Origin of the sequence: Sphingopyxis sp. LC81, from assembly GCF_000756375.1 — a bacterium.
GTDB lineage: Bacteria > Pseudomonadota > Alphaproteobacteria > Sphingomonadales > Sphingomonadaceae > Sphingopyxis.
In genome coordinates this window covers 1-21,366 of the sequence record NZ_JNFD01000043.1, presented here as the reverse complement: position 1 = coordinate 21,366, position 21,366 = coordinate 1, and the positions used below count along the sequence as shown (strand labels likewise).

Genomic DNA, 21,366 nt, shown 5'->3' with positions numbered 1-21,366 from the left:
CTCAGGCTTCGCCGTCGGCTTCGGCTTCTTCGGCAGCGCGCGCTTCGTTCGCGGCGGTGCGTTCGGCGCGCAGTTCTTCGAGTAAAGCTTCGCGGTCGCCTTCGAAACGGCTGTCTTCGGGCGCCTTGATGCCGGCCTTCTTCGCCGCCTTGGCGACGAGCGCGTCGAGTTCGCGCTGCGAGCAGAGGCCAAGCGTCACCGGATCCTTGGGCACGATATTCGCGCTGTTCCAGTGGCTGCGGTCGCGGATCGCGCCGATCGTGTTGCGGGTGGTGCCGATCAGCTTGCCGATCGCGCCGTCCGAAACCTCGGGATGGTTCTTCAGGATCCAGGCGATGCCGTCTGGCTTGTCCTGGCGCTTGCTGACCGGGGTGTAGCGCGGGCCGCGGGTACGGCGAATCGTGTCCTGCGCCTGCTTGCTCATCTTGAGCTTGTAGTTCGGGTCCTTCTGACCCTTTTCGATCTCTTCCATCGACAGCTCGTGCGCGCGGACGGGGTCGCGTCCGGTATATTTGGTAGCGGCGGTCTCGTCGGCGATCGCCTGCACTTCCAGGATGTGGATGCCGCAATATTCGGCGATCTGGGCAAAGGTGAGGCCAGTGTTGTCGACCAGCCAGGCGGCGGTCGCGTGCGGCATCAGCGGGGTGGCATCGGCGTTGGCCATGACGGAAACTCTCCAAGCGGAAATAATAAGGGCCGCCCCTCGCGGGGCGGCCGTTCGGCGGCTGATGTAGACCTGTTTTAGGCTGCGGGCAAGAGGTGGTCGCCGGCGGCGAAGCCCGCGACAGATTCGACCAGCCACGCGCAAACCGCCCGCACGTCGGCGCAGGCCATGTTCGCGGGGGTCGCGAGCATATGGTAGCTCTCCCCTTCGATGACCGGGCCAAAGGGGTGGACCAGCAGCCCGGCATCGATCTCGGGCCGGGCGAGGATCAGGCTGCCGATCGCCACGCCATGCCCCGCGACCGCCGCCTGCAAGGCGTGATCGTCCGAACTGAAACGCGGCCCTTCATCGACGGCCAGCCCCTCCATCCCGGCAATCCGCGCCCACCGCCGCCAGTCCGACGCGTTGGCGGGCTGGCACCAGTCGACGTGCAGCAAGGTGGCGCGCGCGAGGTCCTCTGGCCCGGTGAGACCGAGCTTCGGGCTGCAAAGCAATCCGAAGCGCTCCGAAAAAAGCGGCCGGCTGACCAGCCCGTCGAAGGGCCCGCGACCATAACGAACCGCGACATCGGCCAGTCCCGCAGCCAGATCGACTGCCTCGTTCGAGGAATGCAGCCGCAGGTCGAAATCGGGAAAGCGTTCGCGAAACGAGCCAAGCGCGGGCAGCAGCCTGCGCGCCGTAAACTGGATCGTCGCGGTCAATGTCACCGCCGCACGCCGGGACTCCGGAGCGAGATCGGCGAGCGTCCGGTCGAATGCATCGAATCCGTCGCGCAGAGTTGGATATAGTCGCTCGCCCGCTTCGGTCAGCGCGACCTGCCGCACGCGGCGCGTGAACAGCGCGAGCCCCAGCACATCCTCCAGCAGACGAATCTGGTGGCTGATCGCCGTCGGCGTCACTCCCAGCTCGCCCGCGGCCTTTCGAAAACTGAGATGGCGCGCCGCGGCCTCGAAGGCGCGCAACGTCGCGAGCGGCGGCAGTTTCCGGTTCCGTATCATAGATGAGTAAAATCGATCCATTGGCTGAGATATTCGCGTTCGACTACCCAAATTATAGGGAGATATATGCACTCAGTCACCTCATTAAATGAACTGGACTCTTCTATGAATGCCCCTGCAACATCGCCCCTGCGTATACTCCACATCGATTCCAGCGCCCGGCCGGGCATTTCGGGTCAGGACCGGCACGGTTCGCACAGCCGGCGACTGGGCGAACGCATGATACGCCGCTGGTCGATCGCACGGCCGCAGGATGAGATCGTCTATCGCGACGTCGGCCTTGCTCCGCCGTCGCATGTCGACGCCGAATGGATCGCCGCCGCTTTCTCCCCGCCCGGCGCGCGCAGCGACGAACAGCGCGCGCGGCTGGCCGAAAGCGACCGGCTGGTCGCCGAACTGATCGCGGCGGATCTCGTCGTCATCGGGGCGCCCATGTATAATTTCGGCATGCCGGCACCGCTGAAGGCGTGGCTCGACAACATCGTTCGCGTCGGCGTCACGTTCGGTTTCGACCGCGCGCGAGCGGGCGATCCCTATTGGCCGATGCTGCCTTCCGGCAAGCGGCTGGTCATCCTCGGCGCGCGCGGCGATTATGGTTATGATCCGGGCGGTCGCCAGGCCGACGTCAATTTCGTCGAGACCGGCCTGAAAGCGCCGCTCGCCTATATCGGGCTTCGCGAGACCGATTCGATCGCGGTCGAATTTGACGAGTTCGCCGACGAACGCCTCGCCCGATCGATCGCCGCCGCCGAAAGCCGCGTCGATGCGCTGGTCGACCGGTTGGTTACCGATCTGAAACAGTGCGTGGCGGCCTGACCTTTATCCCATCCCGATATAGCCGGGCTCGGCCTCCACCCGCGTCAGCCAGCGCTGCACCGCCGGATAATCGGACAGCGCGAAGCACCCGCCCTCCTCGGCGACATGCGTATAGGCATAGAGCGTGATGTCGGCGAGCGAGAGGTCCTGCCCGGCGAACCAGTCGTGCGCCGCCAGATGGTCGTCCATCAGCTGCAGCGCCGCGGCGCCTGCCGCCTGCTTCGCCGGCACCTGCGCGCGCTGGAGCTCGGTGAAATTCGCCTCGCCGATCCACTTCATCCAGAAACGCAAGGTCGCAACATTGGGTTCGTGATTATATTGTTCGAAGAACATCCAGTGCAGCATGTCGGCGCGTTCGAACCGATCATAGGGGATGAGGTGCGTCCCGTCGGCGAGCCAGAAGCAGGCGGCATTGCTTTCGGGCAGGAATTTGTCGCCGACCTGCAGCACCGGGATGCGGCCATTGGCGTTGACGTTCGCGAGGAAGTCGGGCGTGCGCGTCTCGCCCTTCATAATGTCATATTCGCGCCGTTCGATCGGGCAGTCGAGCAGCGCCGCGGTCAGGCGGATCTTGTAGCAATTGCCGCTCGCAGCATATTCGTGAAGGATCGGCCTGTCGCCCATTGCAGCCCCCATATCGATGAATCGCCGCTGTCCCCCGACACCGCGGCGACGCCTCTATGCGGCGTGCGCGCGGTGCCCGCAAGCAGGCGTTACGGACCGCAGCGCCACAGCCCCGCGAAGACGCGCTGTGCGCCGTCGGCGCGGTCGGCGGTCAGCGTCGCGGGACGCGGCGGCGATTCGCCGCCGCCGGGCGCCGGGCCGACCAGCGCGACGCGGAGCTGCACGCCCTTGCTGAAGAATTTGGTGCCCTTTGCCATCGCATCGAAGCCGCCGTTCGCCGACACGGCCTCGATCGTATCGCCGACCTTCACGATGCCGCGCGACGGGTCCGCCGAGGCGACGTCGCCCTGCGCATGAAGGATCGGTTGCGCGGCTTCGTCGGCGGCGAAGCTGCACGCGAGTTCGCCCTTGAGCTTGGCGCCGCTGACGTCGGCTTCGGTGAGCGCCGCCAGTTCGATCGGCGATCCGTCGCCGCCGCGCGTCGGGATGTCGACGGGCTTGATCGCGGGCACGGCCGGTTCGGCCGCCCTGCCCTCGGGCACGACGTCACCGTCATAGGATGCGGTCGGGGTCTTTTCGGTTTCGGCGGGCCCGGAACAGGCCGCAAGGGCAAAGGAGAGAGCGGTGGCGAGAAGCAACAAACTACGCATCTTCATCAGGAGAGATCATCCTCTTTTGATTGGCCCCCGCTCGCTCAACCGCCGATCCTGATCGAATGTTCCCTCGGTTCATCCCACGCGGAGCACGATCTTCCCCACATGCTCGCCCGCCTGCATCCGCGCGTGCGCGGCAGCGGCGTCGGCGAGCGGGAAGACTTGATCCATCGCGGGCTTCCATCCGCCGTCGGCGAGCCGCTGCCAGAGCGTGCCATGGATTTCGTCCGCCAGCGCCGCTTTGAAATCGGCGCTGCGGGCGCGGAGCGTCGAGCCGGTCAGCGTCAGCCTGCGGCGCATCACATCGGCGATGTCGAATTCGACCTTCGCGCCGCGCTGGAACGCGATGGTGACATGGCGCCCGTCCTCGGCGAGGCAGGCGAGGTTGCGCGGCAGATAGTCGCCGCCGACCATGTCGAGCACGACATTGACGCCCTTGCCGCCGGTAAAGCCCTTTACCGCCTCGACATAATCCTCGGCCGAATAATCGACCGCGAGGTCGGCGCCGAGCGCGGTCGCGGCGGCGCACTTGTCGGCGCTGCCGCAGGTCACGATGATCTTGATGTCGAACAGCTTGCAAAGGCCGATCGCGGTCGTCCCGATGCCGCTGGTGCCGCCGTGGACGAGCACGGTCTCGCCGTCGCGCACATAACCGCGCTCAAAGAGGTTATGCCACACGGTGAAGACCGTCTCGGGCAGCGCCGCGGCCTCTTCCATCGAAAGGCCCTTCGGCACCGGCAGGCAGCTACCGGCCGGCGCGGTGCAATATTCGGCATAGCCGCCGCCTGCGACGAGCGCGCACACCGCCTGCCCCAAAAGCTCGGGATCGCCGCCGGGACCGACCGCGACGATCGTCCCCGAAATCTCGAGCCCCGGCAGGTCCGACGCCCCCGGCGGCGGCGGATAAAATCCCATGCGCTGAAGCACGTCGGGACGGTTCACCCCCGCGGCCGCGACGCGGATCAGCACCTCGCCCGCTCCGGGCTGCGGCACCGGGCGCGTTGTAGGCTGCAACACCTCGGGCCCGCCCGGCGCGCTGATGGCGATGGCGGTCATCTCTACTGGCACGCTGGTCACGCTGCTATTTCCCCCACTGGTCCTTCGTCCCCTACCCCCTGCCTCGCCTTATTGACAGAGCCGCGACACGGGTCAACAGTCGCGCGCCTTTTAACCTTAGGGACCAGGAGGATGCGCCATGGACGATGACGACCTTCCCCGCCGCCGCGACGATGTTCTGACGGCGCTGATCAAGCAGCCGCTCGACCCGCTGTCGGTCGACGAACTGGGCGAACGCATCGAAATCCTCGAAGCCGAGATCGAGCGCGTCAAAGCGCACCGCAGCTCCGCGACCAGCCAGAAAGCGGCCGCCGAGGCGCTGTTCAGGAAGGGCTAGCTATTCGGCCTCGGTGCTGAGGCCGAGTTCGGGAATGCCGATCGAGCGCCGCCCGCCGAAATCGGCGCGCACGACGATCACGCCCTGCTTTTCCATATATTCGACGAGGCGGCGGATGCGCCCCGGCGAGCGGCTGCCATAGGCGCGGCCGAGAATCTCGTCGTCGGGGCAGGGCTCGCCGTCCATCGCAGCGCGCGCGATCTGCAGGAAGGGTGCGAACATATCGTGCGGAAGCCGATCGGCGACGGCGAGCATCTCGCGCCAGCGCGGCTCCGACGGATCGAACACGCCCCCCTTGGCGAGCGCGAAGCGGCGGCGGAAGGCGGCGAGGTCGAGCGGCACCTTCTTCAGCTTCTGCATCCGGCAACGCACCGAAAAATCCTGATAGAGATAGGCTTCGGGCTGGAACGCGCTGTCGGGGTCGGACAGCATCTCTTCGAGCATCGCGATCACCACCGCATCGCTGTGCCCCGCTTCCTCCGCCGCCTCGACGATGTCGAGCACCGGCGGCGCGTCCAGATCCTCGTGCAGCCCTTCGCTCGCCGCGATCCGCTCCAACAGCTCGCTCGCGGCGACGGGTTCGGGTTCGGGCGCAAAGACGCGCGGCGCCACCGGCGCCTCCATCTCGGTGAACAGCATCGAGCGCATATCCTCGCCGCCCGCGACAGGCAGCGGCATCAGGCTGTGCGTTCCCATCCGCGTCGCGGTCTGCGTCGATCCGATACGCACCGAGAGCGGCCGCCGCGAGATCGCGGGGCCGAGCCCGAGGAAATGCCCGCGCTCGAGGTCGCGGATCGCCTCGGCCTGCCGCCGCTCCATGCCGAGCAGGTCGGCGGCGCGCGCCATATCGATGTCGAGGAAGGTGCGCCCCATCAGGAAATTGCTCGCCTCGGCGGCGACATTCTTCGCGAGCTTGGCCAGCCGCTGCGTCGCGATCGCGCCCGCAAGGCCGCGCTTGCGCCCGCGGCACATCAGGTTGGTCATCGCGGACAGGCTCGCGCGCCGCACATTGTCGGCGACGTCGCCCGCGACGCTCGGCGCGAACATCTGCGCCTCGTCGACCACCACCAGCGCCGGAAACCAGTGCTCGCGCGGCGCATCGAACAGCGCGTTCAGGAACGCCGCGGCGCAGGTCATCTGCGCCTCGATATCGAGCGATTCGAGGCTGAGGATGATCGACGCGCGATGCTCGCGGATGCGCGCGCCCATCGCCGCGATCTCGCGCTCGTTATAATCGCCGCCATTGATCACGACATGGCTGTACGCATCGGCGAGCGTGACGAAATCGCCCTCGGGGTCGATCACGATCTGCTGCACCAGCTCGGCGCTTTCCTCGAGGATACGGCGCAAGAGGTGCGACTTGCCCGACCCCGAATTGCCCTGGACGAGCAGACGCGTCGCCAGCAGTTCCTGGACGTTGATGTGCACGCCCTGCCCGGTGCTGTCGGTTCCGATCTCGATGCTGGTCTTCACGGACGCCGCCCTATCGGGGCGCTTGGGCAAAGACAACCGGGCGGGTCTTCGGATCGCCCGATTTTGCCGCGCGAGCTTGCCAAGCGGCACGAAGGCGCCAAAAGGGCGCATGGATTTCGACGACCAGCTCCGCCGCTATTTCGGCACCGCCGACCTCGCGGCGATCCACCCCGAGGCGCACGCAGCGGGCACCGAACGCATGCGCGTCGACTTCGGCCTCGAAACCAACCCCGGCCGCCGCTTCGCGCTGTGGGCGCTGATGTACATGCTAGGCGTTGCGCCCGATCTTGACGTAGCGTTCAAGGACGAGAGCGAGCGGAATACGGCACGCGATTTCATGGATATGGTGGATCGAGCGGGCGAAAGTAACGGCGGCTAGCGACCGAATGTTGCCATAAGATCCTCCCTGTCGCGCAGCGATGGGGAGGTGGCAGCGCGCAGCGCTGACGGAGGGGTTTTGACGCGAGGTTGCCACCCCTCCACCACCGCTTCGCGGCGGTCCCCCTCCCCACGGCTTCGCCGCAGGGAGGATCTTTATGACAGCTTCCCACCCCAGAACGGACACCAGCTACAATCCTGAAAAACCGCTGTCCTACATTATTTGGAGCGCATGGCCTCGACCGACTATGACCGCCCCTGCCGCGCTCCCGCGATCCTCGAACCTTAAGTCCTGCGCGCAGCCAACAGGTATCATTATACCGGAGGGGAGTGTGACCTTTGAGACCTTTGAAAGGAAATTGCGCACTGGCCATCCAAATTCTCAACGCCCCGTTAACCACACTGCAACCCCCGTCATCGTAATTTCACAAAGCCGACCGCTTTTCCCTTGCGGTGGGGCGGCGGCATCGCCACGTTGCATTTCTAAGGGGGCCGCTCTCCCCGGCCTGGTCCCCGCAAGGAGATGAAGACCATGCCGTCCTTTTCGGAAAGCCTCGAAAAGACACTACATAATGCGCTGAAGGCCGCTTCGGAGCGCCATCACGAATATGCGACGCTCGAGCATCTGCTCTATGCGCTGATCGACGACGATCATGCCGCCGAAGTGATGCGCGCGTGCGGCGTCGCGCTCGACGACCTGCAATCGGCGGTCGTCCACTATCTCGATACCGAACTCGATAGCCTGAAGGTCGAGGGGCACAGCGACCCGTCGCCGACGAGCGGATTCCAGCGCGTCGTCCAGCGCGCGATCCTGCACGTCCAGTCGTCGGGCAAGGATGAGGTGACGGGCGCCAACGTCCTCGTCGCGCTCTTCTCCGAACGCGAAAGCTACGCCGTCTATTTCCTGCAGCAGCAGGACCTGACGCGCCTCGACGCGGTCTCCTACCTCAGCCACGGCGTCGGCAAGGGCGGCAAGCCCTCGCCGCAGGCCGAGCCCGAGGAAAAGGAGGAGACGAAGGACAAGGACAGCGGCGGCAAGAACAAGAAAGAGACCGCGCTCGACCAGTTCACCGTCAACCTCAACGAAAAGGCCAAGGTCGGCAAGGTCGACCCGCTGATCGGCCGTAATGCCGAGGTCGACCGCACGATCCAGATTCTCTGCCGCCGCAGCAAGAACAACCCGCTCTATGTCGGCGATCCCGGCGTCGGCAAGACTGCGATCGCCGAAGGCCTCGCGCGCAAGATCATCGAGGGCGACGTGCCCGAGGTGCTGCTGCCCGCGGTGATCTATTCGCTCGACATGGGCGCGCTGCTCGCCGGCACGCGCTATCGCGGTGATTTCGAGGAGCGGCTGAAGCAGGTCGTGACCGAACTCGAAGGCCTGCCGCACGCGATCCTGTTCATCGACGAAATCCACACCGTCATCGGTGCCGGCGCGACCAGCGGCGGCGCGATGGATGCGTCGAACCTCCTGAAGCCCGCGCTCTCGGGCGGCGTGATCCGCTGCATCGGCTCGACGACGTACAAGGAATTCCGCAACCATTTCGAAAAGGACCGCGCGCTGCTGCGCCGGTTCCAGAAGATCGACGTGATCGAGCCGAGCCTCGAGGATACGAAAAAAATCCTCGCGGGTCTGCGCAGCGCGTTCGAGGCGCACCACCAGGTGCGTTACACGCAGGAGGCGATCAACGCCGCGGTCGACCTGTCGGCGCGCTACATCAACGACCGGAAATTGCCCGACAAGGCGATCGACGTGATCGACGAGGTCGGCGCGATGCAGATGCTCGTCGCCCCGTCGAAGCGCAAAAAGACGATCACCGCGAAGGAGATCGAGGCCGTGATCGCGACGATGGCGCGCATCCCGCCCAAATCGGTGTCGAGCGACGACAAGGCGACGCTCGCGAGCTTGGAAACCGACCTCAAGCGCGTTGTCTTCGGCCAGAACACCGCGATCGAGGTGCTGTCGTCGGCGATCAAGCTGAGCCGCGCGGGTCTGCGCGATCCCGAAAAGCCGATCGGAAACTATCTGTTCAGCGGCCCGACCGGCGTCGGCAAGACCGAGGTCGCCAAGCAGCTCGCGTCGATCATGGGCATCCCGCTCCAGCGCTTCGACATGTCCGAATATATGGAACGCCACTCGGTGAGCCGCCTGATCGGCGCGCCCCCGGGCTATGTCGGTTATGATCAGGGCGGTTTGCTCACCGATGCGATCGACCAGAACCCGCATTGCGTGCTGCTGCTCGACGAGATCGAAAAGGCGCATCCCGACCTGTTCAACATATTGTTGCAGGTCATGGACCATGGCCGACTGACCGATCATCACGGCAAGACGGTCGACTTCCGCAACGTCATCCTGATCATGACGACCAATGCGGGCGCCAGCGACATGGCGCGCGAGGGCATCGGCTTCGGCCAGTTCACCCGCGAGGATGTGCAGGAGGAAGCGGTGAAGAATCTCTTCACCCCCGAATTCCGCAACCGCCTCGATGCGATCGTGCCCTTCGGCTATCTGCCGCCCGAAGTGGTCGCACGCGTCGTCGACAAGTTCATCCTCGAACTCGAGCTGCAGCTCGCCGACCGCAACGTCCATATCCAGCTCGACGATGCGGCGCGCGAATGGCTGACCGGCAAGGGCTATGACAAGCTCTATGGCGCGCGTCCGATGGGCCGCCTGATCCAGGAAAAGATCAAGCAGCCGCTCGCCGAGGAGCTGCTGTTCGGCAAGCTCGTTCATGGCGGCGAGGTCAAGGTGAAGATGAAGACCGGCGACGACGCGCATGTCGGCAACCCGCTGGCCTTTGAAATCACCCCCGCCCCGCCCAAGGCGAGCAAGGGCAAGCCGAAAGCCGACAAGGCGAAGAAGGCGGCGGAATAAAGGTGACGGGGCGGCCGGTGGCCGCCCCTCGCTTTTTCGGCCTCCAGCGACTATATCGCTCTTATGTACGACTATGTCTCAGTAACCGCCGACGAAGCCTCGGCCCCCGCCCGCGTTCGCGATGGCACGATCAAGCTGCACGACGAGGCGGGCTTTGCCGGCATGCGCAAGGCGGGGCGGCTGTCGGCCGAAATCCTCGACGCGCTCGTTCCCTTCGTCCAGCCCGGCGTGACCACGGCGGCGATCGACGACCTTGTTCGCACGATGATGCTCGACGGCGGCGGCATTCCCGCGACATTGGGTTATCGCGGTTTCACGCACAGCTGCTGCACCAGCATCAACCATGTCGTGTGCCACGGCATCCCCGACGACAAGCCGGTGCGCGAAGGCGATATCGTCAACATCGACGTCACCAGCATCGTCGACGGCTGGCACGGCGACACGAGCCGCATGTATCTGGTCGGCGACGTACCGATCAAGGCGAAGCGCCTCGTCGAAATCACCTATGAATGCCTGATGCTTGGCATCGAGCAGGCGAAGCCCGGCAACCGCATGGGCGACGTCGCGCATGCGATCCAGACCCACGCCGAAAAGCATCGCTATTCGGTCGTCCGCGATTTCTGCGGCCATGGACTCGGCCAGATGTTCCACGACGCGCCCGAGGTCGTCCATGCCGGACGCCCCGGCACCGGGCCGGAACTGCGCCCCGGCATGTTCTTCACGATCGAGCCGATGATCAACACCGGCAAATATGCGGTGAAGATGCTCGCCGACGGCTGGACCGCGGTGACGCGCGACCGTTCGCTCTCGGCGCAGTTCGAGCACAGCATCGGGATCACCGAGACAGGCTGCGAGATTTTTACCGCGAGCCCGACGGGCCTGAACGCGCCGCCCTGGAAATAAAGACAACAATCGTTATTTCAATTTCCCGCTTGCGCCGTTATAGCTTCGGACGCAGACTTGACGTGAACGTCAAGCACAAGGCGTCGAACGGGAGAGCAAGGGATGGCGAAACGGGTCTTTTCGGCCGCGCTGCTGGGCTGCGCGGCACTGGCACTGGCTTCATGCAACGCATCGAAGAATGAGAGCATCTCGGGGACCGGATCGCTCGACGATGCCGAGAAAGCCAGCGAGACCCTGCTCAAGACCGGCGGCAATGGCGACGATTGGGGCGCCATCGGCTACAGCTATGACGAGCAGCGCTTCAGCCCGCTGACCGATATCGACGACAAAAATGTGGGCACCCTTGGCATTGCGTGGACTGCCGACCTCGACGATGCGCGCGGGCAGGAAGCGACCCCCGTCGTCGTCGACGGGGTGATGTATGTGACCCACGCCTGGTCGAAGGTCAGCGCATGGGATGCGGCGACCGGCAAACCCTTGTGGAAATTCGACCCCAAAGTTCCAGGCGAGCGCGCGGTTTCGGCCTGCTGCGACGTCGTCAACCGCGGCGTCGCGGTGTGGGGCGATAAGGTCTTCGTCGGCGCCCTCGACGGCCGCTTGATCGCGCTCGACAAAAAGACGGGTAAGGAGCTGTGGTCGACGCAGACCTTCGACGCGTCGAAACCTTACACCATCACTGGCGCGCCGCGCGTCGTGAAGGATATGGTGCTGATCGGCAACGGCGGCGCCGAATTCGGGGTGCGCGGCTATGTCACCGCCTACGACGCCGATACCGGCAAGGAGCGCTGGCGCTTCTACACCGCGCCTAATCCGACCAGGGCGAAGGATGGCGCGGCATCGGACGACATCTTTGCGAGCAAGGCGAACGCGACCTGGTCCGACAAGGGCGAGTGGCAGACCTCGGGCGGCGGCGGCACGGTGTGGGATGCGATCGTCTACGACAAGGATCTCGACCAGATCTATCTCGGCGTCGGTAACGGCAATCCGTGGAACCATGGCACGCGCTCGAATGGCGAGGGCGACAACTGGTTCCTTTCCTCGGTCGTCGCGCTCGATGCGTCGAACGGCAAGTATAAATGGCATTATCAGGAAACCCCGGGCGAGACGTGGGACTATACCGCGACGCAGCCGATCATCCTCGCCGAGCAGGCGGTGAACGGTACGCCGACCAAAGTGCTGTACCATGCGCCGAAGAACGGCTTCTTCTTCACCATCGACCGCGCGAGCGGCAAGCTGATCGACGCTAAGCCCTTCGTCGACGGGATCAACTGGGCGACCGGCTACGACATGGCCACCGGCCGCCCGATCGAGAATCCCGAGGCGCGCTTTTACAAGACGGGTAAGCCTTTCATCGCGATCCCGGGCGCCTTGGGCGCGCACAACTGGCACCCGATGAGCTATAATCCGGCGACAGGGCTCGTTTACATCCCCGCACAGCAGATTCCGCAGGGCTATCTCGCCGACATGACCGAACTCGACAAACGCAAGGTGGTCGGCTTCAACATCGGCTCGTCGCTGACCGCAACGATGATGCCCGACGACAAGGCGGCGTATCGCGCCGCGGTCGCCGCGACGACCGGCCGCCTCGTCGCCTTCGATCCGCGCACGGGCAAGGTCGCGTGGGCGGTCGACCATCCCGCGGCGTGGAACGGCGGCACGATGACGACTGCGGGCAATCTGGTGTTCCAAGGAACGAGCACCGGCCGCTTCCGCGCCTATGCCGCCGACACCGGCAAGCAACTCCTCGACCTCGACATGCAGTCGGGGATCGTCAGCGCGCCCTCGACCTTCCGCGTCGGCGGGGTGCAATATGTCGCCTTCCAGACGAGCAAGGGCGGCGCCTTTCCGCTTGTCGCCGGGGTCGCAGGCGGTGTGACGCGCAAGGTGCCCAATATCCCGCGCCTCGTCGTGATGAAGATCGGCGGCACGGTAAAGCTCCCCGCCCCACCCGCCGCGGCGGCGCTCGCGTGGAACCCGCCGCCGCAGTTCGGCACGCCCGCGCAGGTCGCAGCGGGCAAGGCGCATTTCGGGCGCTATTGCATCGTCTGTCACGGCGACAGCGCGATCGGCAACGGCTTCACCCCCGATTTGCGCGTCTCGGGCACGCTCACCAACGCGGATGCGTGGAAGTCGGTGATCATCGACGGCGCGCTCAAGGACCGCGGGATGGTAAGCTTTGCGAAGGTGCTGACGCCCGCCGATGCCGAGGCGATTCGCGCCTATGTCATCGAGCGGTCGAACTGGACCAAGGCCAATCTGGCGGACTCCGCGGCGCCGATGGGCCGCTGATTGCCCAAAATTTAGGCATCCAAATAACGCCGCTGCCCACCCCTTGGGCAACGGCGTTATTTCGTTTCAAATTTCTTACCAAAACCCCGCGATTCGCCAATTGGCACGGCTTTTGATTGGTGCAAGATGGCGGGACACCGCACCGACTCGACGGCGAACCGGGCAGGCACACCTGATCCGGCTCGATGCGCAAGGGGCGGCGGCCAGCCCAAAGGGGGACGAGAAGCGTGAAGAAGATTGAGGCGATCATCAAGCCGTTCAAACTCGACGAAGTGAAGGAAGCGCTGCACGAAGTGGGTGTCAGCGGCATCACCGTCACCGAGGCCAAGGGTTTCGGCCGGCAGAAGGGTCACACCGAGCTGTATCGCGGCGCCGAATATGTCGTCGATTTCCTGCCCAAGGTGAAGCTGGAGGTTATCGTCGAGGATTCGATGGCCGAACGTGTGGTGGAGGCGATCGCCGCCGCCGCGCAGACCGGCCGCATCGGCGACGGCAAGATCTTCGTCATTCCGGTCGAGACGGCGCTCCGCATCCGCACCGGCGAACGCAACGAGGACGCGCTTTAATCTTTCGCATTTTTCATACCCTCAACAATCCCCGGCACGCCGGACCATTTCGCAAGAAGGAAGCATAGACGATGGCTACGAAGCCCAAGGATATCATCGCGCGGATCAAGGAAAACGACATCGAGTGGGTCGACCTGCGCTTCACCGACCCCAAGGGCAAGTGGCAGCATCTGACGATGGTCGCCTCGGTCCTCGGCGAGGACGAGCTTGAAGACGGCCTGATGTTCGACGGCTCGTCGATCGAAGGCTGGAAGGCGATCAACGAGTCGGACATGATCCTGAAGCCCGACCTCGACGCCGTCTATGACGACCCCTTCTCGGCGACCCCGATGCTCGTGATCTTCTGCGACATTGTCGAACCGTCGACCGGCGAAGGCTATGCCCGCGACCCGCGCACCACCGCAAAGCGCGCCGAAGCCTATGTCGCCTCGACCGGCATCGGCGACACCGTCTATGTCGGCCCCGAAGCCGAATTCTTCATGTTCGACGATGTCCGCTTCGAAACCGGCTATAACAAGTCGGGCTTCGAGATCGACGACATCGAACTGCCGACCAACACCGGCCGCGCGTACGAAGGCGGCAACCTCGCCCACCGTCCGCGCGCCAAGGGCGGCTATTTCCCCGTCGCCCCGGTCGACAGCGCCGTCGACATCCGCGCCGAAATGGTCTCGACGATGCTCGAACTCGGCCTTCCGTGCGACAAGCATCACCATGAGGTCGCCGCCGCGCAGCACGAGCTTGGCCTGACCTTCGGCACGCTGACCGAAACCGCCGACCGCATGCAGATCTACAAATATGTCGTGCACCAGGTCGCGCATGCTTACGGCAAGACCGCGACCTTCATGCCGAAGCCGATCAAGGACGATAACGGCAGCGGCATGCACACCCACATCTCGATCTGGGAAAAGGGCAAGCCGCTCTTCGCCGGCAATGGCTATGCTGGCCTCAGCGACATGTGCCTCTATTTCATCGGCGGCGTGGTCAAGCATGCCAAGGCGCTCAACGCCTTCACCAACCCGACGACGAACAGCTACAAGCGCCTCGTCCCGGGCTTCGAAGCGCCGGTGCTGCTCGCTTACTCGAGCCGCAACCGTTCGGCGTCGTGCCGTATCCCGTACGGTGCTGGCGCCAAGTCGAAGCGCGTCGAATTCCGCTTCCCCGACGCGATGGCCAACCCCTATCTCTGCTATTCGGCGCTGCTGATGGCGGGCCTCGACGGCATCCAGAACAAGATCCACCCGGGCGACCCGATGGACAAGAATCTGTACGACCTGCCGCCCGAGGAACTGAGCGAAGTCCCGACCGTCTGCGGTTCGCTTCGCGAAGCGCTCGACAGCCTGCTCGCCGACCACGACTTCCTGCTCAAGGGCGACGTGTTCAGCAAGGATCAGATCGAAGCCTATGTCGAACTGAAGTGGGACGAGGTCTATCGTTTCGAACAGACTCCGAGCCCGGTCGAATTCGACATGTACTACAGCGCCTGATCCTACAGGGTCAGATCGCCTAAGGGAGGGCGTCCGGTTCGGGGGAACCGGGCGCCCTTTCCTTATTTTGGCCGCCCGTCCCCATTACGCTTTGGTAAGCCCTTCGCGTTAAGAGAGGGCCAGTCTTTCCGGGGGGAATGCTCGATGTTTCGCATGATGGTGCCGATTGCAGCGATGCTGCTCGCGACCGGCTGCGGCAAAATGGCTGAACTGGCGAACCAGACGCGGACCGTCGCGGCGCCGCGCGAACAGGTGTTCGCCAAGATGTTCGGCGACGGCAGCGCGTTCGCCGGGCTTCCGCTCGTCACCAACGGCGGGTCGACGCGCCTCTACGAACTCGTCGTGCAAAAGGGCGAACCCGGGTTCGAACAAATGGTGCCCGACGAGCGGCCCGAGGCATATAAGGTCAAGATCGCCGTCGCGATGGAGATCCCACGCGAAGCGCATCTGATCTACAGCGTCGACGACGGCGCGCTGTCCACGGGGCTGAAGTTCACCTTCGACGAGCTGGCGCCCGATCGCACCCGCGTCGCGTTCGCCATCGACGACCTGACGGGCACCGAGACGAAAGGCTTGGCGGTCAATCGCTCCGCACTGACCAAAATTGCCCGCGACGCGCTGGGCAAGCTCGACGATTTCGAGGAGGTCAAAGAGCCCGCCTGAGGCGGCCCGGGATCGCCGCCCGTATGGCGAACCCGGCGGGGTTGCGATCCCCGCCCCCCGATGGCAGATTGCAGTCGGGGTGGGGTTCGATCACGAAAGGCTGTTCGGCCATGCGGATGCGCGTCTTTGCCGCCCTTGCCCCTTTCCTCCTCGCGTCGTGCGGCGGAGGCGATGGCGGGGGCAGCACACCGCCCGCGGCCAATGCGCCGCCAGCCTTCACCTCGCTCCAGACCGCCAGCGTCGCGGAAAACACCGCCGCCGCCTATCAGGCGACCGCGAGCGACCCCAATGGCGATGTCCTGACCTTTGCGATCGACGGCGGCGCCGACGCGGCACGCTTCTCGATCACCGCCGCCGGCGCGCTCCGCTTCAACGAGGCGCCCGATTACGACCTGCCCGGCGATGCCAATGGCGACAATGTCTATACGGTCCAGCTCCGCGTCAGCGACGCCAGCGCCAGTGCGACGCAAACGGTCAACATCACCGTCACCAACAGCCGCGAGGGCATCGTTGTCGCGCGCGTCGGGACCGGTTTCAGCCAGCCAACCTATGTTCTCGGCATTCCGGGCAGCAGCGACGTCTATGTGCTGGAAAAGGCGGGACGGGTCTATCGCCTGAATCCCTCGACCGGCGTGAAGACATTGCGCTACACGGTCGGCGATCTATCGACCGACGGCGAGCGCGGATTGCTGAGCATGGCGCTGTTGCCGAACCCGGCGAATTCCGATCGCTTCATGATCTATTGCACCAATGCCGCGGGCGATATCGAGCTTCGCGAATATGGAACCCTCTCCGGATCGCCGCAAATATTGGAAAGGCTCACGATACCGCATCCCGGCGCGAACAATCATAACGGCGGCTCGATGGTCTTCGGTCCCGACGGCTTTCTCTATGTGGGGGTGGGCGATGGCGGCGGCGCGGGCGATCCCGGCAACAACGCCCAGAACCCCAATTCGCGGCTCGGCAAGATATTGCGGATCAGGGTGGTCGAAGATCCCTATGCGGGTGCGTCGCCGACCTTCTTCACCCCGGCGCCGGGCAACCCCTATCTCAGCGGCGGCGGGGATCCGTACGTCTATGCCCTTGGCCTCCGCAATCCGTTCCGTACCTCCTTCTCGGGCTCGACGCTGATCATCGGCGACGTTGGGCAAGGCGCGGTCGAAGAAATCGACATGGTGACGACCACCGGGCCGGGGCTGAACTTCGGCTGGCGCTTCAAGGAAGGGACCCAGCCTTTCACCGGCACGGCACCCGGCGGGCTCACCGACCCGGTCGCCGAATATGGCCATGGCAGCGGTCCGCGGCAGGGCAATTCGATCACCGGCGGCTATGTCTATCGCGGCCCGGTGACGTCCTTGCAGGGTCAATATGTCTTCGCCGATTTCGTCTCGGGCAATATCTGGTCGGTGCCTTTCGCCAGCCTCGTCCCCGGCCAGACGCTCGCCTCCTCGCGCTTCGCGCGGCGGAACGAGGATTTTGCACCCGACGCCGGGACGCTGAATTCGATCGCCTCGTTCGGCGAGGACAGCGCGGGCAACCTCTTCCTGATCAGCATCGGCGGCGATATTTTCATGGTCCGCCCCGGAACCTGAGCGGGTTCCCGGCCATTTCCTTGCGGGGGGTGCCAGCCCGCAAGGACATGACATGCCTGCTCCCCTGACTGCCGCCGCCATCAACTGCTCGCTTTCGGCCAAGGGCCGCGCCAGTTCGACCGACGCAATGATCGCCGTGCTCGCCGAACATTTCGCGGCGCTGGGCGTGACGGTCGCCGACCCGATCCGCATCGCCGCGCACAACGTCAAATGGGGTGTGACCTCAAACCAGGGGCCGGACGACGACTGGCCCGCGATCCGCAAACAGATCCTCGCCGCCGACATCTTGATCTTCGGCACCCCGATCTGGATGGGGCAGGCGTCGAGCGTCGCCAAGCTCGTGATGGAGCGCATGGACGCCTTCCTGTCGGAAGCCGACGATCGGGGGCGCATGCCGAGCTATTCGAAGGTCGCGGTCGCCGCGATCGTCGGCAATGAGGATGGCGCGCACAATGTCTCGGCGCAAATCTTCCAGGCGCTGAACGATGTCGGCTGGACGATCCCCGCGGTCGCCGCTTGCTATTGGGTCGGCGAGGCGATGGGATCGACCGACTTTAAGGATCTGGAACACCGGCCGCGCAAGGTGACCGAAACCGCGAAGATGGTTGCCGCCAACGCGGCGCACCTCGCAAGACTACTCAAACAAGCGCCCTATCCCGGCTGAGCGCTTGCCGAGGCGCGGTCGAGGCTGCACAAGAGGGTGTCCAGAGGAGCCTCCCCATGAAATCACTGCCGTTTTCCGCTCTCGTCGCCTTCCAGCTCGCACTCGCCCCGGCGGCGGAGGCCAAGCTCTCGAAGGCCGAGAGCGGCATGGCGAAGACGGTTGCGGCCGAGCAGGATCGTTCGCTCGCCTTGCTCGAAAAGCTCGTCAATCAGAACAGCGGCTCGCTCAATCTCGAAGGGGTCGAGAAGGTCGGGGCGATGATGCGCGCCGAACTCGAACCCTTGGGTTTCAAGGTCGAATGGAAGCCGATGCGCGACACCGGCCGCGCCGGCCATTTGATCGCCACGCACAGCGGCAAACCCGATACCAAGCGCCTGCTCCTCATCGCGCATCTCGACACGGTGTTCGAGCCCGACTCGCCCTTCCAGAAATTCACGCGCAAGGGCGATATGGGCGAAGGCCCCGGCGCGGGCGACGACAAGGGCGGTATGGTCGTGATCGTCGCGGCGCTGCGCGCGATGCAGGCGGCCGGGACGCTGAAGGATGCCAATATCGAAATCCACATGACCGGCGACGAGGAAGATTCGGGCAGCCCGATCGAGAAGGCGCGAGCGGACCTGATCGCGGCGGGCAAGCGCAGCGACGTCGCGCTCGATTTCGAGGGGCTTGTGCGCGATGGTGGTGCCGACATGGGTTCGGTCGCGCGGCGCTCGTCGGACAGCTGGACCGTCACCGCGACGGGCAAGAGCGCGCACAGTTCGGGTATCTTCAGCGCCGCGGCGGGCGACGGCGCGATCTATGAACTCACGCGCATCGTCCACCGCTTCCGCACCGAGCTGCCCGAGCCGAACCTCACCTTCAACGTCGGGCTGATCGCAGGCGGGCAGCAGGCCGATCTCGACGCGGGCGGCATCCGCGCGACGGTGACCGGCAAGACCAACATCATCGCGCCGATCGCGGTCGCGCGCGGCGACCTCCGCGCGCTGTCGCCCGAACAGATCGCGCGCGTGAAGACGAAAATGACGGCGATCGTCGCCGAGCACGCCCCCGGCACCGATGCGAAGATTACTTTCGATCCGGGCGGCTATCCGTCGATGGCGCCGACCGATGGCAACCGCGCGCTGCTCACGAAGCTCAACGGCGTGAACCGTGACCTCGGCCTCGCCGAAATGGCGCCGCTCGACCCGCTGAAGCGCGGCGCGGGCGACATCAGCTTCGTCGCCGCCGACATCGACGGACTGGCGGGACTCGGGCCATACAGCACGGGCGACCATGCCCCGGGGGAGGCGGTCGACATCCCCAGCATCGCGCGGCAGGCAACGCGCGCTGCCATCCTGATGTCACGCCTTTCTGCTGAAAAACGCTGACCTGCCGCAATTGGCAGTTGGCCTTCGCTTGATTCATCCGCCACAGTGATTAGGTAGCAATCCGAGACGGATTCACCGCCGATGGGAGACAGGACATGAGCACCGAAACGCACCTCAAACAGAATTACATCGGCGGCCGCTGGGTCGACAGCAAAGGCGGCAAGCCGCACGACGTCATCAACCCGGCGACCGAGGAAGCCGCCTCGACGATCGTCCTTGGCACCGCCGCCGACGTCGACGATGCCGTCGCCGCGGCGCGCGAAGCGCTGAAGAGCTGGTCGCGGACGACGCGCGAAGAACGGCTCGAGCTGCTGAACCGCATCGTCGAGGAATATAAGAAGCGCGCCCCCGACCTTGCCAAGTCGATGGCGAGCGAAATGGGCGCTCCCGTCAGCTTCGCGGGCACCGCACAGGTCGGCGCTGGCATCGGCGGCTTCCTCGGCACGATCGCGGCGCTCAAAGATTTCGCCTTCACCGAAAAATATGCCGCGGGCGTCATCGCCTATGAACCGATCGGCGTCGTCGGCATGATCACGCCGTGGAACTGGCCGCTCAACCAGATCGCACTGAAGGTCGCCCCGGCGCTCGCCGGCGGCAATACGATGGTGCTGAAGCCCTCCGAAGAATGCCCCGGCAACGCGACGATCTTCGCCGAAATCCTCGACGCCGCGGGCGTCCCGCCGGGCGTGTTCAACCTCGTGCAAGGCGACGGACCCACCGTCGGCAACGCAATCAGCGCGCATCCCGGCATCGAAATGGTCAGCTTCACCGGATCGACCCGCGCGGGCATCCTCGTCGCCAAGGCGGCCGCCGACACCGTCAAGCGCGTCCATCAGGAACTCGGCGGCAAGTCGCCGAACATCGTCCTGCCCGACGCCGATTTCGCCGCGGTGCTGCCGCCGACGGTGCAGGGCGTGCTCGTCAACACCGGTCAGAGCTGCATCGCCCCGACTCGCATCCTCGTCCAGAAGGAGCGCGAGGCCGAGGCGGTCGGCGTGATCAAGGCGATGTTCGACGGCACTTCCGTGGGCGATCCGCAGGCCGAGGGCGGCCACATCGGCCCCGTCGTCAACAAGGCGCAGTTCGACAAGATCCAGGGCCTGATCCAGTCGGCGATCGACGAAGGCGCGACGCTCGAAACCGGCGGCACCGGCCTGCCGAGCAACGTCAACCGCGGCTATTATATCAAGCCGACCGTATTCTCGGGCGTCACGCGCGACATGCGCATCGCCAACGAGGAAATCTTCGGCCCCGTCGCGACGATCATGGCCTATGGCGACCTCGACGAAGCCGTCGATATCGCCAACGATACCGAATACGGCCTGTCGGCGGTGATTTCGGGCGACCCCGCCAAGGCGGCCGACGTGGCACCGAAGCTGCGCGCCGGCATGGTCGCGGTCAACGCGTGGGGTCCCGGTCCGGGCGCGGCGTTCGGCGGCTACAAGGCGTCGGGCAACGGCCGCGAAGGCGGCGTGTTCGGGCTCAAGGACTTCATGGAAGTGAAGTCGATCAGCGGCATTCCGGGTTAAGCCGAAGATCCTCCCCATCGCGAAGCGTTGGGGAGGGGGACCGCCGCAAAGCGGTGGTGGAGGGGTTTCTACGGCAGCGCCAACCCCTCCGTCAGCGCTCCGCGCTGCCACCTCCCCTTGGCTTCGCCATGGGGAGGATCTTTGCCCCTCCCGCTTGCGGGAGGGGTTTTGCTTTGGGCCGATAACGATTATGCGCACGCGCATGACTACACGCTCGCCCCTCGCCATCGCCGCCTTCCCCGTCCTCCCCGACATCGCCCGGGTTACCCGCAGCTTCGCGCGCGCGCGGTACAATAATTGGGACCGATTCGACTTCACATATATCGCGCTGCCACCTGCCCCCACCTGCGCGTGCGCGCTCACGCGCAACAGCTGCTGCTCGCGCGCGGTCGAGCTGGGGCGCGAACAGGGCGAGGGCGGGCCCGGCCCCGCGCG

Annotated in this window: 19 protein-coding genes and 1 pseudogene; 14 read left to right on the top strand and 6 right to left on the bottom strand. The window is 65.2% G+C overall.

Going from position 1 to position 21,366, the window contains the following annotated elements:
• Window position 1 precedes the first annotated feature (1 nt).
• Window positions 2–637, bottom strand: coding sequence for a DUF1013 domain-containing protein (locus FG91_RS18765; RefSeq protein ID WP_037518196.1), 636 nt, complete (start codon window positions 635–637; stop codon window positions 2–4).
• Window positions 638–741: 104 nt separating this feature from the next.
• Window positions 742–1,662, bottom strand: a complete 921-nt coding sequence (locus FG91_RS18760) for a LysR substrate-binding domain-containing protein (protein ID WP_037518135.1) — start codon at window positions 1,660–1,662, stop codon at window positions 742–744.
• 105 nt (window positions 1,663–1,767) lie between these two features.
• Between FG91_RS18760 and FG91_RS18755 the strand changes: the two genes are divergently transcribed.
• Window positions 1,768–2,478 (top strand): FMN-dependent NADH-azoreductase, encoded by a 711-nt coding sequence (locus tag FG91_RS18755; RefSeq protein WP_037518133.1) that lies wholly within the window; start codon window positions 1,768–1,770, stop codon window positions 2,476–2,478.
• A gap of 3 nt (window positions 2,479–2,481) precedes the next feature.
• On the opposite strand, the gene FG91_RS18750 is transcribed toward FG91_RS18755, so the two are convergent.
• The 3 genes from FG91_RS18750 to FG91_RS18740 all read right to left on the bottom strand — a co-directional run bounded on the left by FG91_RS18750 (window position 2,482) and on the right by FG91_RS18740 (window position 4,811).
• Entirely contained in the window at window positions 2,482–3,102 is a 621-nt protein-coding gene (locus tag FG91_RS18750) for a glutathione S-transferase family protein (RefSeq protein WP_037518130.1), read from the bottom strand.
• Between the two features lie 89 nt (window positions 3,103–3,191).
• Window positions 3,192–3,758: a hypothetical protein gene (locus tag FG91_RS21145; RefSeq protein ID WP_052187901.1), complete on the bottom strand. Its 567-nt coding sequence runs from the start codon at window positions 3,756–3,758 to the stop codon at window positions 3,192–3,194.
• A gap of 72 nt (window positions 3,759–3,830) precedes the next feature.
• The gene (locus tag FG91_RS18740; RefSeq protein ID WP_037518128.1) at window positions 3,831–4,811 is read right to left on the bottom strand and encodes an NAD(P)H-quinone oxidoreductase; all 981 of its coding nucleotides are present in this window, start codon (window positions 4,809–4,811) and stop codon (window positions 3,831–3,833) included.
• A 139-nt stretch (window positions 4,812–4,950) separates the two neighbouring features.
• Here FG91_RS18740 and FG91_RS18735 point away from each other — a divergent pair, with 139 nt between their 5' ends.
• Window positions 4,951–5,148, top strand: a complete 198-nt coding sequence (locus FG91_RS18735) for a DUF1192 domain-containing protein (protein ID WP_037518125.1) — start codon at window positions 4,951–4,953, stop codon at window positions 5,146–5,148.
• On the opposite strand, the gene FG91_RS18730 is transcribed toward FG91_RS18735, so the two are convergent.
• Complete coding sequence (locus FG91_RS18730; RefSeq protein ID WP_037518191.1) at window positions 5,149–6,621, bottom strand: ATP-binding protein; 1,473 nt, start codon at window positions 6,619–6,621, stop codon at window positions 5,149–5,151.
• A 109-nt stretch (window positions 6,622–6,730) separates the two neighbouring features.
• Between FG91_RS18730 and FG91_RS18725 the strand changes: the two genes are divergently transcribed.
• The 12 genes and pseudogenes from FG91_RS18725 to FG91_RS18670 all read left to right on the top strand — a co-directional run.
• Window positions 6,731–7,000, top strand: a complete 270-nt coding sequence (locus FG91_RS18725; RefSeq protein ID WP_037518122.1) for a hypothetical protein — start codon at window positions 6,731–6,733, stop codon at window positions 6,998–7,000.
• A gap of 531 nt (window positions 7,001–7,531) precedes the next feature.
• Window positions 7,532–9,874 carry an ATP-dependent Clp protease ATP-binding subunit ClpA gene (clpA, locus tag FG91_RS18720; protein ID WP_037518119.1) on the top strand — a complete coding sequence of 781 codons (2,343 nt, stop codon included), beginning with the start codon at window positions 7,532–7,534 and terminating at the stop codon, window positions 9,872–9,874.
• Between the two features lie 63 nt (window positions 9,875–9,937).
• Entirely contained in the window at window positions 9,938–10,777 is an 840-nt protein-coding gene (gene map, locus FG91_RS18715; protein ID WP_037518116.1) for a type I methionyl aminopeptidase, read from the top strand.
• 102 nt (window positions 10,778–10,879) lie between these two features.
• Window positions 10,880–13,066 carry a PQQ-dependent dehydrogenase, methanol/ethanol family gene (locus tag FG91_RS18710; RefSeq protein ID WP_037518113.1) on the top strand — a complete coding sequence of 729 codons (2,187 nt, stop codon included), beginning with the start codon at window positions 10,880–10,882 and terminating at the stop codon, window positions 13,064–13,066.
• A 227-nt stretch (window positions 13,067–13,293) separates the two neighbouring features.
• Window positions 13,294–13,632: a P-II family nitrogen regulator gene (locus FG91_RS18705; protein ID WP_037518110.1), complete on the top strand. Its 339-nt coding sequence runs from the start codon at window positions 13,294–13,296 to the stop codon at window positions 13,630–13,632.
• Between the two features lie 71 nt (window positions 13,633–13,703).
• Window positions 13,704–15,116, top strand: a complete 1,413-nt coding sequence (gene glnA, locus FG91_RS18700; RefSeq protein ID WP_037518108.1) for a type I glutamate--ammonia ligase — start codon at window positions 13,704–13,706, stop codon at window positions 15,114–15,116.
• Window positions 15,117–15,260: 144 nt separating this feature from the next.
• Entirely contained in the window at window positions 15,261–15,779 is a 519-nt protein-coding gene (locus tag FG91_RS18695; protein ID WP_037518106.1) for a hypothetical protein, read from the top strand.
• Window positions 15,780–15,889: 110 nt separating this feature from the next.
• A complete protein-coding gene (locus tag FG91_RS18690; RefSeq protein WP_161785677.1) occupies window positions 15,890–17,371 on the top strand; it encodes a PQQ-dependent sugar dehydrogenase in 1,482 nt (493 codons plus the stop codon).
• 52 nt (window positions 17,372–17,423) lie between these two features.
• On the top strand, window positions 17,424–18,035 hold the full coding sequence (locus FG91_RS18685) for a flavodoxin family protein (protein ID WP_037518104.1): 612 nt from the start codon (window positions 17,424–17,426) through the stop codon (window positions 18,033–18,035).
• Between the two features lie 56 nt (window positions 18,036–18,091).
• Window positions 18,092–19,402, top strand: a complete 1,311-nt coding sequence (locus FG91_RS18680; RefSeq protein WP_037518099.1) for a M20/M25/M40 family metallo-hydrolase — start codon at window positions 18,092–18,094, stop codon at window positions 19,400–19,402.
• Window positions 19,403–19,497: 95 nt separating this feature from the next.
• Window positions 19,498–20,931, top strand: a complete 1,434-nt coding sequence (locus FG91_RS18675) for an aldehyde dehydrogenase family protein (protein WP_037518097.1) — start codon at window positions 19,498–19,500, stop codon at window positions 20,929–20,931.
• Window positions 20,932–21,133: 202 nt separating this feature from the next.
• Window positions 21,134–21,366: pseudogene (locus FG91_RS18670) on the top strand (bifunctional glutamate N-acetyltransferase/amino-acid acetyltransferase ArgJ); the annotation flags it as partial.